The 13,914-nt window shown below is 67.5% G+C and carries 14 protein-coding genes; 7 read left to right on the top strand and 7 right to left on the bottom strand.

What is annotated here, in order from left to right:
- Positions 1-152 precede the first annotated feature (152 nt).
- A complete protein-coding gene (locus C5O79_RS18360) occupies positions 153-872 on the bottom strand; it encodes a hypothetical protein (protein ID WP_124493231.1) in 720 nt (239 codons plus the stop codon).
- A 232-nt stretch (positions 873-1,104) separates the two neighbouring features.
- Here C5O79_RS18360 and C5O79_RS18355 point away from each other — a divergent pair, with 232 nt between their 5' ends.
- From C5O79_RS18355 to C5O79_RS18330, 6 genes are all read left to right on the top strand, one after another.
- Positions 1,105-3,657 carry a hypothetical protein gene (locus C5O79_RS18355; RefSeq protein ID WP_122475793.1) on the top strand — a complete coding sequence of 851 codons (2,553 nt, stop codon included), beginning with the start codon at positions 1,105-1,107 and terminating at the stop codon, positions 3,655-3,657.
- Positions 3,658-3,894: 237 nt separating this feature from the next.
- On the top strand, positions 3,895-4,986 hold the full coding sequence (locus C5O79_RS18350; RefSeq protein ID WP_052759311.1) for a hypothetical protein: 1,092 nt from the start codon (positions 3,895-3,897) through the stop codon (positions 4,984-4,986).
- Positions 4,987-5,089: 103 nt separating this feature from the next.
- A complete protein-coding gene (locus C5O79_RS18345; protein WP_122475795.1) occupies positions 5,090-5,563 on the top strand; it encodes a GNAT family protein in 474 nt (157 codons plus the stop codon).
- 677 nt (positions 5,564-6,240) lie between these two features.
- Positions 6,241-7,038, top strand: coding sequence for a response regulator transcription factor (locus C5O79_RS18340; protein ID WP_122475797.1), 798 nt, complete (start codon positions 6,241-6,243; stop codon positions 7,036-7,038).
- Positions 7,039-7,450: 412 nt separating this feature from the next.
- The gene (locus C5O79_RS18335) at positions 7,451-8,392 is read left to right on the top strand and encodes a hypothetical protein (protein WP_131931550.1); all 942 of its coding nucleotides are present in this window, start codon (positions 7,451-7,453) and stop codon (positions 8,390-8,392) included.
- 58 nt (positions 8,393-8,450) lie between these two features.
- A complete protein-coding gene (locus C5O79_RS18330) occupies positions 8,451-8,882 on the top strand; it encodes an outer membrane protein assembly factor BamE (protein ID WP_160310326.1) in 432 nt (143 codons plus the stop codon).
- A gap of 37 nt (positions 8,883-8,919) precedes the next feature.
- Here C5O79_RS18330 and C5O79_RS18325 read toward each other — a convergent pair whose 3' ends face one another.
- A complete protein-coding gene (locus tag C5O79_RS18325) occupies positions 8,920-9,549 on the bottom strand; it encodes a GNAT family N-acetyltransferase (protein WP_046547804.1) in 630 nt (209 codons plus the stop codon).
- 223 nt (positions 9,550-9,772) lie between these two features.
- Between C5O79_RS18325 and C5O79_RS18320 the strand changes: the two genes are divergently transcribed.
- Positions 9,773-10,627, top strand: a complete 855-nt coding sequence (locus tag C5O79_RS18320; protein WP_122475802.1) for a formyltransferase family protein — start codon at positions 9,773-9,775, stop codon at positions 10,625-10,627.
- A 49-nt stretch (positions 10,628-10,676) separates the two neighbouring features.
- On the opposite strand, the gene C5O79_RS18315 is transcribed toward C5O79_RS18320, so the two are convergent.
- The 5 genes from C5O79_RS18315 to C5O79_RS18295 all read right to left on the bottom strand — a co-directional run bounded on the left by C5O79_RS18315 (position 10,677) and on the right by C5O79_RS18295 (position 13,911).
- Complete coding sequence (locus C5O79_RS18315; protein ID WP_046547806.1) at positions 10,677-11,132, bottom strand: CesT family type III secretion system chaperone; 456 nt, start codon at positions 11,130-11,132, stop codon at positions 10,677-10,679.
- A 122-nt stretch (positions 11,133-11,254) separates the two neighbouring features.
- Positions 11,255-11,458: a hypothetical protein gene (locus C5O79_RS18310; RefSeq protein ID WP_046547807.1), complete on the bottom strand. Its 204-nt coding sequence runs from the start codon at positions 11,456-11,458 to the stop codon at positions 11,255-11,257.
- A 93-nt stretch (positions 11,459-11,551) separates the two neighbouring features.
- The gene (locus tag C5O79_RS18305; protein WP_131931548.1) at positions 11,552-11,782 is read right to left on the bottom strand and encodes a type III secretion protein; all 231 of its coding nucleotides are present in this window, start codon (positions 11,780-11,782) and stop codon (positions 11,552-11,554) included.
- A 30-nt stretch (positions 11,783-11,812) separates the two neighbouring features.
- The gene (locus C5O79_RS18300; protein WP_052759315.1) at positions 11,813-12,922 is read right to left on the bottom strand and encodes a hypothetical protein; all 1,110 of its coding nucleotides are present in this window, start codon (positions 12,920-12,922) and stop codon (positions 11,813-11,815) included.
- A gap of 164 nt (positions 12,923-13,086) precedes the next feature.
- Positions 13,087-13,911, bottom strand: coding sequence for a hypothetical protein (locus tag C5O79_RS18295; RefSeq protein ID WP_122475804.1), 825 nt, complete (start codon positions 13,909-13,911; stop codon positions 13,087-13,089).
- Positions 13,912-13,914 lie beyond the last annotated feature (3 nt).

Genomic DNA, 13,914 nt, shown 5'->3' with positions numbered 1-13,914 from the left:
GACGGTGGCAGATCGGTGACAGCGGTGCAATCGCGGGAACGGCCACGTGCAACGGTGTTGCCGTGAGTCAGGCGTGTCGCCTTCAACGCGCCGATCTGCTCGCCGGCGCTGCCCGACCGGATCGGGCAGGGAACCGGTTGCCGGTACGCGGCTTACTTGTCGTACCAGGTGTGGATTTTCGATGCACCCTGTTGCTGCAGGTATTGCTGAAGCTCCTGCTCGTTGCGGACCGATGTGGTCTGGTTGATTTGACGGTCGGTGATGTCGAGACGGTCGCCGACCCGTTTCGCGGACACCAGGTGACCGATGCCCGAATCGCGTTGCATGCCGAGCGCGAACTGGTGACCTTCGGGGAATTGCGCGAGCCCCTTGACGAGATCGTCGGCGGTGCCCTGGCGATGCTCGACGTTGCCGTTGTTGATGTGCTTGAACGCGGCGGTCACCGTATCGGGCTGCATGCCGTGCGCGCTGATGTCTTTCACGTCCTGCTCCGACAGCCCGAGCTTCTGCACCACGGTGGGTTCGGACCAGCCGGTGAGGGACGCGATGGTGTGCAGGCCGCAATCGTTCTGCGTGCCGGCGTGAAACGGCGTCGTGCCGTTGTCCGCGCCCATCGTGGCACCCGTTGCACCTGCGCCGCGCTTCGGGCGCGCCATCGACGACAAGTCGGATAGCTTTCCCAACGATGCTGCAGGCGCCCGCGGCTTTCCTGCGGAAGGCTCGATCGGGCTGTCCTGCGTGTGTTCGGAAACGGCACCGCTGCGGGCAGACGAAATTTTCATGGTGGAAGTGCTCCAGGGAGAATCGGGAGGACGCTGGCGGCCCCGGTCAGGCAACGGTGTTCCGGGGAAGATGCGACGGTCGCCGGACATGTCGAACCGAGTGTAGTGGATGCGTCATGCCTGAAACCGTGACGCATTCGGATCCCCGAACGTCTTTTCGCATTCACCGCGTAACGCGCAACGCGCAGCGCCGCTGTCGGCATCCGTACGCGGACGAGCCTGAACGGCCTTCGCGAAAGTGGCACTCGCTTCGTATCGCTGCCGGATCCGCGCCCGCACTATGCGAACGTAGCGCGCAATACGATCCTGCCGCGAGATCCCCATGTTCCGAAAGATCAGCAATGCCGTGCTCGAGCGGCGGCAGCCCGACCCCTCGACGACGTCCGGCGAACGCAAGGCGCCGGAAACCGTCAAGCAGAAGGCTTCTCCGGTCGCGACGCCGCCACCGCAGCTTGCCGGGCTGGATACGCGCTCGGCCCGGAAGTCGGTGGAGAAGCCGCGGGAATCGCCGTCCGACTGGGGCGCGGAAACGCTGAGGGCGCTGGATGGCGTCGCGCGGCCCGGTGCGCTGCCGGGCAGCGAGCGCGCGACGGGCTTCACCGTCAGGAAATCGCCGTCGCTACGCTCGAACACGTCGCTCGCTTCGCTGAAATCGAAAAGCCGGCCCGTATCGATCACGGACAAGACGAGCGACGTCGAACCGTCCGAGCCCCGGCATGTGCCGGCCGTCGTCGCGGCCACGCTGCACGAGACGGAGACCGGGACGACGCCGGTCGCGAAGGCCGCCAAGACGGCCGAGACCGCCGATCCGCCCGCAACGGGCGACCATGTGGCGCGTCTCGGTCGCGTATTCGACACGTATTTCGGCGAAGCCGCCGACGTCGACACGCCGGCCGTTACGCCGCCGTCCGTCAAACCGCCTTCCGGCAAGGACAAGCACACGCCGGTGGTCGCCGATGTGCCGCAGGCAGCGCGCAACGCACAACTCGACGCGACTCGCGCGTCCAACGAGCGCTTCGAGCGGTCGCTGGCCGGTCAGGACATGCAGCCGATCCGCAACAGCGGCCGCGACAACAACTGCTCGATTTACGCGCTCGTGCAGTGCGCGAGGCCGGACCTCGACGGTCCGGCGCTGGACCAGGCGGTGAGCGAGATCCGCGCCGGCTTCGACGCGCAGCACCCGGACGAGAGGGGCAGGATGCTGCTGCTGGACACCAACGAGGGCGGACACGGCGCGGCACTCGTCTCGCTCGTGAACGAGAAGTTCGGGGTCGACATGCAGGTCGGTGTCGTGCAGGCGGGGGTCGACGACACGCATCCGGTCACGACGCTCGGCCAGTTTCACGGCAGCCAGCATCGCGCGGGACAGGTGCCGACGCACCGTGTCGTCGTCTGGGACCAGCACGGGCACTTCGAGGCGATTACCAGCACACCGGACAAGGCAGCCGGCAGCAGGATCGACGCGACGAAACCGGAGCCGGCGTCGCTGACCCCGACCGTCACGACCCCGCCGCCGGCCGACCTGGCCACGGGCAAGCGCGCCGACGACCCACCCAAAAAGACGGACGGAACGACGAACACCGGGAAGAAGGAAGCCGCGCCGCGCCCGCATGGCGAAGCACTGGGCCGGCTCGTGCCGAACGCCTCCGTCGGCGCGAAGGCGCTACGCAGATTCGGGCGATGGATCAAGGTCGACAACGAGAACGCGCTTCCCCAACTGCTGAACAAGACGAAACCGGAAGGCGGGATCGTGCAGGGGCTGACGAAGGCGCATCTGACCGCCTCGCCGGCGTCCGCGCTGGCCCTGGCGCACGAAGGCGTGAATACGGTCTACGCGGCGCAGGAGCTGGGCTCGTCCGCGCTGCGCAAGAGCCGCTACCAGAAGCAGCTGGGTAACTGGCCGGCTTCCGGCGACGACCCGAAGGTCGCGACGGGCGGCCATGAGGTGCCGTTGTCGGAAGTCGCGGGAAAGACCGACTTCCAGTCCCGCTACGATCTCAAGGTGGCGATCCTGAATCAGCCCGACGGCCCCCAGCGGGAGAAGATGCTCGACGTGCTGACCGGGCGCTACATCGCCGAGGTCCAGGGCAAGAACCGCGTGGTCCGGTCGGCGATCAAGACGACCATGTCGGCCGTGGGGATCGGGGCCGGCGTCGGCCTCGCGGTCGGCACGCATGGCGCCGCGCCGGCGGCGATCGCAGGCGGCGCGATCCTGTCGGGGCGCGACCTGCTCGACAACCGCAAGGCCGCCCACTCGCTCAAGCAGCACTACCGCGACAAGAAGATGGCGGCCATCGCCGATGGCGCGATGCGCAACCGGCTGGAGAAACAGTTCGACGGCGAGCCGGGCGCGACGGAAAAGGGCGATTGGGACGGCATTCGCAACACCGTCAACCAGCAGCGCATCGGGCGCTTCCTGCCGCTCAAGTTCGACCTGTTCGACGAGAACAAGTCGACCGACAACAAGAAGCAGGAGGTCGACCTCGTGAAGAAGCATGCGGCCGCGCGCGTGGTCGGGATGCTGGAGGAAAGCCACGGCCGCCAGTCGCTGGCGCCCGCCTATCTGCAGGCGAGCGGCGGCGTGCGTCACAAGGAGTTGAAGGCGTTCTATCGCAAGGCGGTCGACGACGACCGGCGAGCCGACGGCGGCAGCGACATCGCATCGGCATTGCAACTGATGCGCGATCTCGGGATGTCGAAGATGGAGGCGATCGCCCACCTGCGGACCGCGGCCGGCGGTGTCGCGCAGAAGCCGCTCGACGAGGATCAGGCCAAGCAGATGAAGGACGATCCCGATCCGATCGTCAGGCTGATGGCGCAGTCGCCAACCGACCGTCTCGAATCGGCACTCGGTTCAGCGATGGGGCGGCGCTAGGGTCGCGGCAATCGCCGGCGATCGGCGAAGAAGCCGGTAATTGCAGAGGGGGCGGTCAATTTTTCATGATTGCGATTTTGAGTCAGGTAATTATGACGCGCCGCAATCGATATTTCGCTTCGTATTTATGCGCGTCGATACGTGCCGGTTCCCGTGTCGTGTCATCCACTCACCTATATTGACCGCACGAAATGCAAGCCGGGTAAATACTTCCAATCAAAGACAGGAGTGTCCGATATGGCCGCGAATATCACGATTACCGTCAGTCCGTCGACGACCACGCCGACCGACTTCGGCAATTCAGGCGCCAATGGTGCATCGTCGGCGAATCAGCCGGTGAACCTCACGCTGGACGCCGGTTCGCTGGCCGCGCTCCTGAAGCCGCCTGCCGGCGGTAACGGTGGCGTGAACGGCCTCGGTGGCGCGGGCCAGGGGCTGCACAACGTCAAGCTGAGCTCGGACAAGGGTACCGTGCAGGTGCAGATGGACAGCCAGGGCAACCTCTACGACAAGAGCGGCAAGAGCATCGGCAAGCAGAACCCGGACGGCTCGTTCACCTTCGACAGCGGCAAGAGCCCCGAGGCCGAAATCCTGAATACCGGCTCGGCGAACGGCAAGCACCAGCCGCAAGGCCGTGAAACGATGGATGCGTCCGACGTCAGCGTGTCGGCGGGCGATCTCCGCGGTCCGAACGGCAACGGAAACGGCAGCCCGGACGCCGGTTCGACGATCCCGGTGAGCTACCCGCAAAACAACGGCGGGTACAACGCGAACGGCGGCAACAGCGTGCCCGATGGCGGCCAGAACGCCAACTTCGGCATGGGCAATGCGCCGACCGGCGGCCAGACCATCACGATCACGCTCGGTGACGGCTCGTCGCCGAATGGCGGCGTGCCGCAATCGGGCAACTCGCCGTATGCGAACGGCGGGCTCCCGGTCGGCCTGGGCGGCTCCGGACAGGCCGGCCAGGGGCTGCACAACGTGAAGCTGAGCACCGACAAGGGCACGGTGCAGGTGCAGATGGACGATCAGGGCAATATCTACGACAAGAGCGGCAAGAGCATCGGCAAGCAGAACGCGGACGGCTCGGTCACGTTCGACAGCGGCAAGAGCACCGCAGCCGAGATCCTGAACACTGGCTCGACGAACGGCAAGCACCAGCCGCAGGGCCGCGAAACGATCGACGCGTCCGATGTCAGCGTGTCGGCGGGCGACCTGCGCGGCAGCCAGGGCGAAGCGCAGGATGCGGCGACCGGCAAGGAAGTCGAAAAACTCAGCCAGTTGGGGCTGGGACCGGTGGATCCGCAGGGGCAGACGGTCACCGTCTGACGCAGCAGGCACGGCCGGACCGGCAGCGGCAATCCGCCGGCCCGGACACGACAGACGACGCGGCAGGCGCGACGCGCCTCGCCGCATGGCACTCGCAATTGGCATGAGACGGCTCATTCTGGATCGAAGCGAGGACGTGATGCAGTTCGTGGCGTCCTTGACGGGGGAAGCGCGTTACCCCAACTACGACGACGCGATCGGCCTCGAGAAAGATGGCCGACTCGTGGCCGGCGTCGTGTATCAGGCCTACAACGGCCCCAACGTGGCGATGCATTTCGCGGTGGCCGGCTCGCCGCACGTCATCACGCCCGGATTCGTCTGCGCGGCGTTCCGCTTCCCGTTCATCCTGTTGCGCTGCAACCGGATCAGCGGCTACGTCCGCGCCGACAACCCGGCCGCGCAGCGGCTCGACGAAAATCTCGGCTTCCGGCGCGAAGGGGTGATTCGCGAGGGGGCGTCCGACCGGACCGACTTCATCCTCTACGGCATGCTGAAACACGAGTGCCGGTTCCTCGACGGCCGCTACCTGGCGGCGATGAACCGCGACCTCGCACAACCGGAAGCGGCCGTGCCTTGAAACGGGTGAACCGATACCATCAATCGACGCGCGATGAATGGAAGGCGCACTTCATGAAAAATCAGCATAAATCGACACAATGGAATCATTGAGGATTTAATCGAATCGACATAAAAAATTGTCACCAGCGCAATCGGTCGATATTAATTTGTTTACACATTAAGCTAAACAAATCAAGGTGAAATTGGCAAGGGAAGTCTCGTTGACAATTCGTTACAGATAAGCGCAATGCGAAAGATTGTCGGATGCAGCATAATCATCGCACTGCGGTTTTCACGGGGTCCGCATAACAATTTGCGCGACACGATCAACTCATTTTTCATTGATTTGTTTATCGGTTAAGCTAAACGAATTCAAGCGAATTCAATGATGGGAATGGCATTGAAAATCAATACCAATGCTCCCCGCGTGGCTATTTTTTTGGTGACGCCATTTGCGTATAGCTGCGGCGTATTCCGCTGATTTCGCCTGACATTCTCCATTTACCGATCCGGCTCCCTTGCCCGGGGTCGTATGTAGCATTCATCGCATCCGCCTTCGACGACGCAGCCCGTCGCCGTCGCCGGAGCATCCAGTTGCCGCAGTCGGAACCATGACATCGCTCCTCGCATGAAGCCGCCCGCCGGCCGGCATGGACGACGCCTTTCCTGCCTGCTCATACAGGGAACGAGCTGATAATGAATCTTGCGGTTTTCTCCAAAGACATGACGCGGCGCGATGCAATCTGCAGCCATCTCGCCGCGAACGGCATCGCCGTCGACCGGTTCGACGACGAAACGACCTTCGCCCGCGCGCTCACGCGTCGCGAATTCGATGCGATCCTGATCAGCATGGAGCGGGGCATCGATCCGCAGCATCCCGTGCTCGTCCATCGCGCGTGCCACGGCGTCCAGCGCGCGCCGCTGATCCTGATCTGCTCGCCGGGCGACAGCATGGACGCCGTGGACCTGCTGGACTACGAGACGGACGAGATCGTGCTCGCGCCGATCAGCCTGCCGGAACTGTTGCTGCGTCTGCGCCTGACCAGTCGCCGGCTCCAGTGCACGCGCAGCAGCGTGGACCGCGAACGCTTGACGTGCGGCCCGTACCGGCTGGATCGCCATGCGTCGGCGGTCAGCGTGGCCGGCGACGTGATCCGGCTCACGTCGCGCGAGTTCGCGATCGCGTGGATGCTGTTCTCGCAGTTCGACAAGTACGTCGCCCGCGGCGAGATCGCACGGACGGTGTGGGGCAGCCCGGAGGACGTCGTCAGCCGCTCGCTCGAACAGCACATCTACAAGCTGCGCAAGAAGCTCAGCCTGAACGGCGAGCACGGCGTCTACCTGCGCACGATGTATGCGGTCGGCTACCGCATCTTCATCCAGACGAGCGAACACCGCGTCGCGCCGGTACGGCAACGTACGACGATGCCGGTGCCGGCGTATGCCGACGACATCGATGCGCCGGTCGCGCGGCACGCGGCCGGCGGGCGCTGACGCATGACACGGGCACGCGCGACGATCGATCGAGCCGGGGCACGTTGCGTGCCGTGGCTTCGCCGGATGGAAGCGCGCGCCATCCGGTTCGCCCCGGTTCGCTCCCATGTCTTCGCACATTCCATCACACCGCACGGCAACTGAGGCCGCCCGGACCGACGACGCGCGCGGGCCCGACGGCGCGACGCCGGATGCCGCGCGCGATGCGGTGCAGCTCGACGGCGATGTCGTGCTGAGCCTGCTCGCGCTGATCGGCGGTAGCGCGGAACTGAAGGACGCTGCCGGTGGCGGGCAGGGCCAGGGGCGGCCCGCGGACACGGCGCCCGCGCCGGCACGTGACGACGTACCGTGGCCGCGTACGGCGCCCGGTGCGCTTGGTGTGCCCGGCATACACGGGGGCGCGACAGGGCCGGTGGCGCCCGGCACGGGCCCGGCACTCAATGGAAGCGCGCAGGCAGGTGGCAACGCGGTATCGGGCATCGTGCCCGACGAAGGCGGCGACACAGCGCAACGGCAGGAGCGTGATTTGGCCGCGCCCGAAGGCGCGCTGCCACTTCCGTCGGCACCGCAGGGCGACCTGTCTCCTCGGTCCGGTGCAGGTAACGCCGAGGCATCCGCGGCCGATACGCAGCCGGCGCTGCACACCGCAGGTCGGGACGACGTCGGGCCGCACGCCGACGGCGCGGCCGGCGAAACGGCGCGGGTGCTGGCCGGAACGCCGGTTTTTGCCGGACCGGCAGGGCCACTCGCAACGCCACCGCGTGCCGGTGCCGGCGCCGTCGCGCAAAACGAGCCGTTCACTCCGGCACGCGGTCATGCACTGCCCGATACCGAACCGCGAGCGTCCACGCTGCCCGTCACCACCACCGCCACGACGCAAATGCCTGCGGCGCGACGCGGCGAAGCGGCACCGACGGCCCGCTCCGCCCACGACGTCATCGCCGATGCAGCCGGCACGGCCGGCCGCTACGCGAGCGCGACCATGCGCCGCGCAGGCACGCTCGCGGCCGCCACGGGGCGTTCGCTGGCCGCGCACGGCGCGGCGCTGCCGGGCGTGCGCGCGCTGGAGGCCAACCTCGTCGAACGCGGGTGGCTCGCCCGACATACGCGGCCGTCCGTGCCATCGGACGAAGCTGGCATCGGTACCGGTGCCGGCGCGGATGCGGGCGATCCGTCGTCCGTCGCGTCGGGCAACGAAGCCGCCGGCGTGGTGAACGTCGTGCGGTTCGTGGTGCAGGCACGCGAATGGCTGGACGAGCGACGCCCGCGCACGCCGGCGGGCGGCTGCCCGCATCGTCGCAGCCTGCGTTGCCGCTGGCAATGCCGCGCGGGATGCACACGGCGCGGCCCATGAGCGTGCACCGCCTCGTTCCTTTTCAACCGACCAACCGACGGGGATGACCCGCTTCGACATGAGAATCGACACGATGCAGGGCGCGGCGATCGCGCTGCTGGGCGGCATGCTGCTCGCGGGTTGCAGCACGCCCGCACCCTCCGAGGCAAACGGCACGCCGGTGTTCCCCGATCCGGGTGCGGCATGGGTGGCCGGCGGCGCCCGGGTCAGTGCGCGCGACCTGCGGCAGGTCGTGCCCGGCATCACCGAGAACCAGGTGTACCTGCTGATTCATGAACCGCATTTCAGCGAAGGCACGTACGGCGTCCGCGCGTGGAACTACGTCTTCAAGCTGCCGACCGGTCGCCCCGGCGAATACGCGACGTGTCAGTACCAGGTGCAATTCGACGCGCACCGGCTGGTCCAGGCGACGTACTGGAAAAACCCGGTGTGCGCGCAATACGTGACGCCGGGCGCGACCGCGGCGTCGATCCCGGTCGACGCGCCGTAGTGCGGCGCAGGCGGCGTGGCGGGTCGCACCGCCTGCGTCACAGTCGCGCGCGGCCGCCGGACGAATCGCGCAGCAAGTCGCGCAGCCAGGTGCCGGCATCGGGCGCCGGCGCGGCTGGACAAGCGTGGCGGGTCAACACGTAAAGCAGGCAGTCCGCTGCGTCCAGGTCGCGATTCGGCTGCAGCTCGTGGCGTTTCAGCACCGCTTCGCAGCGGAAACCCAGGCGCTCGATGCAGTGACCGGCCGGGCTGCCGGCCACGCAATGCGCATGGATCCGTTGCACGCCGCGCTGGCCGAGCAGCCAGCCGAGCAGTTCCTGCAGGGCCATCAGGCACGCGCGCCGGCGCCGTGTGCCGCCGCGCTTCGCGATCATCACCGACAGGCGAACGCCGGGCAGGTCCGGGGTGAGCTCGATCACGCCCGCGAGCTGCCCGGTGGCGCGGCACTCGCACACATAGCGGATCAGCGTCCGGTTACGCCAGCCGCGGCGGGCTTCGGCGATATACGCGTGGGTTTGCGCGAGATCGCCGTGACGCCCGATCGGCAGGTACTTCATCGTTTCGGGGTCGCTCAGCATCTGCTCGAAGAGCGCGGGCGCATCGCCGGGCACCAGCGGGCGAAGTATCAGCCATTCGGTTTCGAGGTGGGTCAATGGGGGCAGTCGCATGATGATCGCTCGTCATCGATCGGTCGGATCAGTGTTGCGCAATGGCGTGCGCCGCGGCGCGAATGCGCGAACCTGCACGCGCGTCACGGAATGTCTTCGCGTGGGTGGCGCCGGGTTCGTCGCGCCGCACGGGTAGCGCGGTGCGCCGTGACATGCTGGCGGATGCGCGGCGCCGCGTGGCAGGCAGCACCGGCCGCCGCCGTTCCCTCGATGGAGATACCGCATGCGCTTCGCACTCGCAGGATTCGATCTGTTTCATGGTGTACTCGAGACATTCGCGAGCGCCGGATGGACACCCGTATCGCTGTTCAGCTTCGTGACCGACGACCGCGTGAATTCGAATGCGGAGATCGTGTCGCATGCGACGCGGCACGGGCTGCCGCTGCAACTGTCGCGAATCGACGAAGCCGCGCTGCGCACGCTGCGCGATCTCGATTGCGACGTGCTGGTGGTGGCCGGGTATGGCTGGCGGATTCCGGACTGGACGCCGTACGTGCGGCGCGCGATCAACTTCCATCCTTCGCTGCTGCCGCAGGCACGCGGCCCGTACCCGCTGATGCGCGCGATCCTGGATGGCCATCGCGAATGGGGCGTGACCTGCCACCGGATCGCACCGGAATTCGACGCCGGCGAAATACTGGCCCAGGAGCGCTTCGCGCTCGCCGCCGACGAGTGCCACGAAAGTCTGCAGCTCAAGGTGCAGATGGCCGGCTGCCGGCTCGCGCAGCAGGTCGCGTACCGCTTCGACGCGCTGTGGGCCGCGCGCGTGCCGCAGGCGGGCGGCAGCCATTGGCCGATGCCGTCGCAAACCGACCGCACCCTCGATTTCACGCAGCCGGTGGATCGCGTGATGACGCAGGTCCGGGCCAATGGGCTGCACGAATGCATCGCGCACGTCGGCGCCAGCGTGCTCTACGTGCGGCGTGCGGTCGGCTGGCACGAACGGCATGCGTGGAAACCGGGCGCGATCGCGCACGTCAGCGGCCGCCGGTATGTGATCGCGGTGCCGGACGGTTTCGTCGCATTGCTCGAATGGAGTGCGCTGAGCCTGGCCCGTCGCGCGGACATCGGGCCGTGATCCGCTGCGCGCGGCGCGTACGGGCGGCGCGATTCGGCCGGTCACGGGGTCACGCCCGCAGCCAGAAGAATTCGCCGGAAGCGATGCCTTCGAACATCTCGTCGCTCGACTCGATGATGTTCTGCCGCCAGTAGCGGCCGTGGTCGGCATAGTGAACCAGCAGGTCCGCGAGATCCGCGCCGCTGAAATCGGGATCGAAGGGCAGCCGCAGGATCAGGACGATCGAGCCCGTGTCCGCGTCGATGCCGAGTTGCGCCTGGTCCTGCGCATAGATCAGCAGGTTGGCCTCGAGCATCAACCGGAAAATGTGCAGCGTGCGGCCCGCCGTGACGGTGCCGAAGTGGAAGTTCGCGTAGATCGCCTCCTGGTCGCGCTCGACGTGCTCGAGGCGCACCTCGAACCCTTCGACCTCGACCGAACCGGTTTCCTGCACGTAGTCGACGTCGTGAAGCCCGACTACCGCGCAAAACTGGGCCACGAGTTCGAGATAGCGGGGATCGTTCATGAGCGGGACGACGCGACGAAAGCGGGAATGAGAAGAGGCCGGCGCGCCGGAGCCCGCCGGACGACCGGTCGGGCTGGCCTGTCGCGCCGGCGGTGGCGCCGCGGTGCGGCGTGCGAAGCGCGTTACTGGTTCTTCGCGATGTCCTTGAGCGAACCCGTTGCCGAATTGGTGGCGTTGGCTGCCGCCGTCGCCGCATTCAGCTGTGCGTTGTTCGATGCCTGGGCGGTGGCTGCCGCCGAGCTCGCCTGCGTGATCGCGGTCTGTGCCGCCGTGGATTGTTCAATGCTCGCGACTGCTGCACCTGCACCTGCCAATGCGCCTGCCATGGTGATTCTCCTTGTGAAGTGACGACGGTTACTGCGGATAAACCGTTCTCGAGCGGCAACGGCCGCAGCGGAACAGAACGGAAGCGGGGCGCGCTACGCCCGCCGGATCTGCTGGATCACGCGCGTGGCGGCCAGCAGGCCGCGGTAAAGCGTCGCGCGATTCCGGTTTTCGATCTCGGCGCCCGGCGTGGCGTTGTTCACGTTCTCCGCGATCTCGGCGAGCGCGCGCTGGATCCCGTCGATCGTCGGCGCCGCGTTCGGATCCCTGACGACCGCGGAAAGATTGTCGAATTGCTTGGCGTAGGGCGTAATCGGTTCGTACATGTCGGTGGTCCCGTCGAGGTCGGTGGAAAGTCAGGAGTCCGGCGCAGCCGGGCGGGGCGCAGCATGCACCTGCTCCGCGCTGCGCACGATCGTGCTGCTGTCGACGGACGGCAGCGCCGGGCCGGAGGCGACCGGCACGCCGGACGCCGGCACCGGATCAGCCGGTGCGTCCGTCATGTAGATGTGTTTGACGCCGTCCGGCGTCTGCGTGTACTGCACCGTGTCCGACGACACGATCTCCGAATACTGTCCGGTCACGGGCGCGGCGTGGCCGGGATTCTCGACCGCCTGCACGACAAGCCGCCGGATGTTCGAATCGAGGTCGGCGCGCACGCGCGTGACGGCCTTGTCGAGCGCGTCCTTGCTGTCGACCGTGCCGGTGATCGCGAACTCGCCGTTGCCGAGGTACTTGACGCGCACGCCCGCGATGCCGAGTGAATCCTCGATGCTGTGCACTGCGTTTTGCGCGACGTCGTAGCTGCGCACGACGTCCTTCGATGCGATCTTCGCGAGCGTCGAGCGGACGAGCTGATCGTCGGCGAGATTGGCGACCATGCCCGTCACGACGCTCGTGTTCCCGACCGTGCGCACCTGCAGCTCGGTCATGTGCGCGGCCGCGAGCGCGTCCTGGATGCGGGTGGTCCGGTAGTCGGCGCCGTGTCGCAGCGCGGCCTCGCTGTCGGGCGCGGTGGTCAGCAGCACGGCGGTGCCCGCGACGATGCCGATCGCGATGCACGCGACGAGTGCGCCGTAGTAGCGTCGCCGTTTGCGCCGCTCGGCATCGACCCGCGCATCGGCAGGCCGGGTCAGCAGCGTCGACAGCAGGTCGAGATCCGACGGCCACGGCACGTCGTCAGGACCCACGCACAGGATCGTCTCGCCGAACCGCATCGGCACGAAATCGACCAGGATCACCGTTTCCGGTTCGGCCGCGGTATCCGCGGGCGTGGTATCCGGCGCGTCGATACGCGTGATCGCACGCACGACGCCGGATGGATCGACGTCGAGCGTCACGTCCGGGCCGCTCCAGTCCGTCAGACGGATATCCGCATCGGCACCGCCATGAACCCGATGCTGACCCGGCGCGAGCTGCAGCGTCGCGCCCGCATGGAATCCCGTCAGTATCCGTAGCTGTTTCATGAGCGAAGCGTTCAATCGATATCAGGTCCGTATGCCGAATCGGCGGTGCCGTGCACGACGGGCGCGCATCGTCCGTCTCGCTGTGAATGTAGAGGCTAAAAACGCGCTGCCGGCCCCGGATGCGAAGACTTCGCGTGTCGAACGAAGCATCGGGCGCCGCCGCGCTACGGCATGCGCCGCAGCGCGCGCAACGTGTCGAGCGCGTCCGCGGACTGTCGCGGTGTGCGCGGGCGGTCGAACTGGCGCAGCAGCAGGCCGGCCAGCACGTTGAAGTCGCGCGCCGCTTCCGGCAGCGGCACAGCCCCCCGCTGCTGCGGCGGCTGCGTGCGCAGCATCTCGAGATCGGCCTCGGGCAGCGCGACGCCGGACTGCTGCACGCGCAGCCAGCGCGCCGACCACGCGTGCACGTGCGCGGCGACGCCGGCACCCGGCTGCGCGGCGAACTCGCGTGGCAGCGCGAGCAGTTCGCGGGCGCACGCGTCGCGCAGCGCGCGCGGATCGAGGCCGGGCGCAGGGGCAGGTGGCGATTCCGCGGCACGCGTCGACGCGGCCGGCCCGGCCGTGGGCCTGCGGCCGGTCTTGAACGTGGCCGTGGCGACGCGTTCCGTTTCGTTCGCATCGTCCTGCTCGTCGCCCTGGCTGTCGCGCCCGCCGCCGTTTCCGCCCCGGCGTTCGTGCTCGTCGCCGGATACCTCGAGTTCCGGCGGTTCGCCGGCGGTGTCGGCGCCGTCCGCCCCGTCGAGCGAACCGGCGCCACGTTTGCCGCGTGCGGTGCGGCGGCGCCGGGCGAGCCGCGCCGCCATTTTCTTCGCGCGCTGCATCTGCGCGGCATTCTGCTGTGCCTGCATGCCGCCGTGCGCGAAGCGAGTGCCGCGATACAGCGTCGCGAATTGCCCGGCCGGCTTCGTGCGCGACGGTTTCGCCGACTTCCGGTGCGCGGCCGCCGCCTGCTGGGCGAGTGCGGCGGAGTGGGGTCCGATACGTGTCATCGC

The sequence above is a fragment of the Burkholderia sp. SRS-25 genome (genome assembly GCF_004343765.1).
Lineage (GTDB): Bacteria > Pseudomonadota > Gammaproteobacteria > Burkholderiales > Burkholderiaceae > Burkholderia > Burkholderia contaminans.
This window is presented reverse-complemented; position numbering and strand designations above follow the sequence as displayed.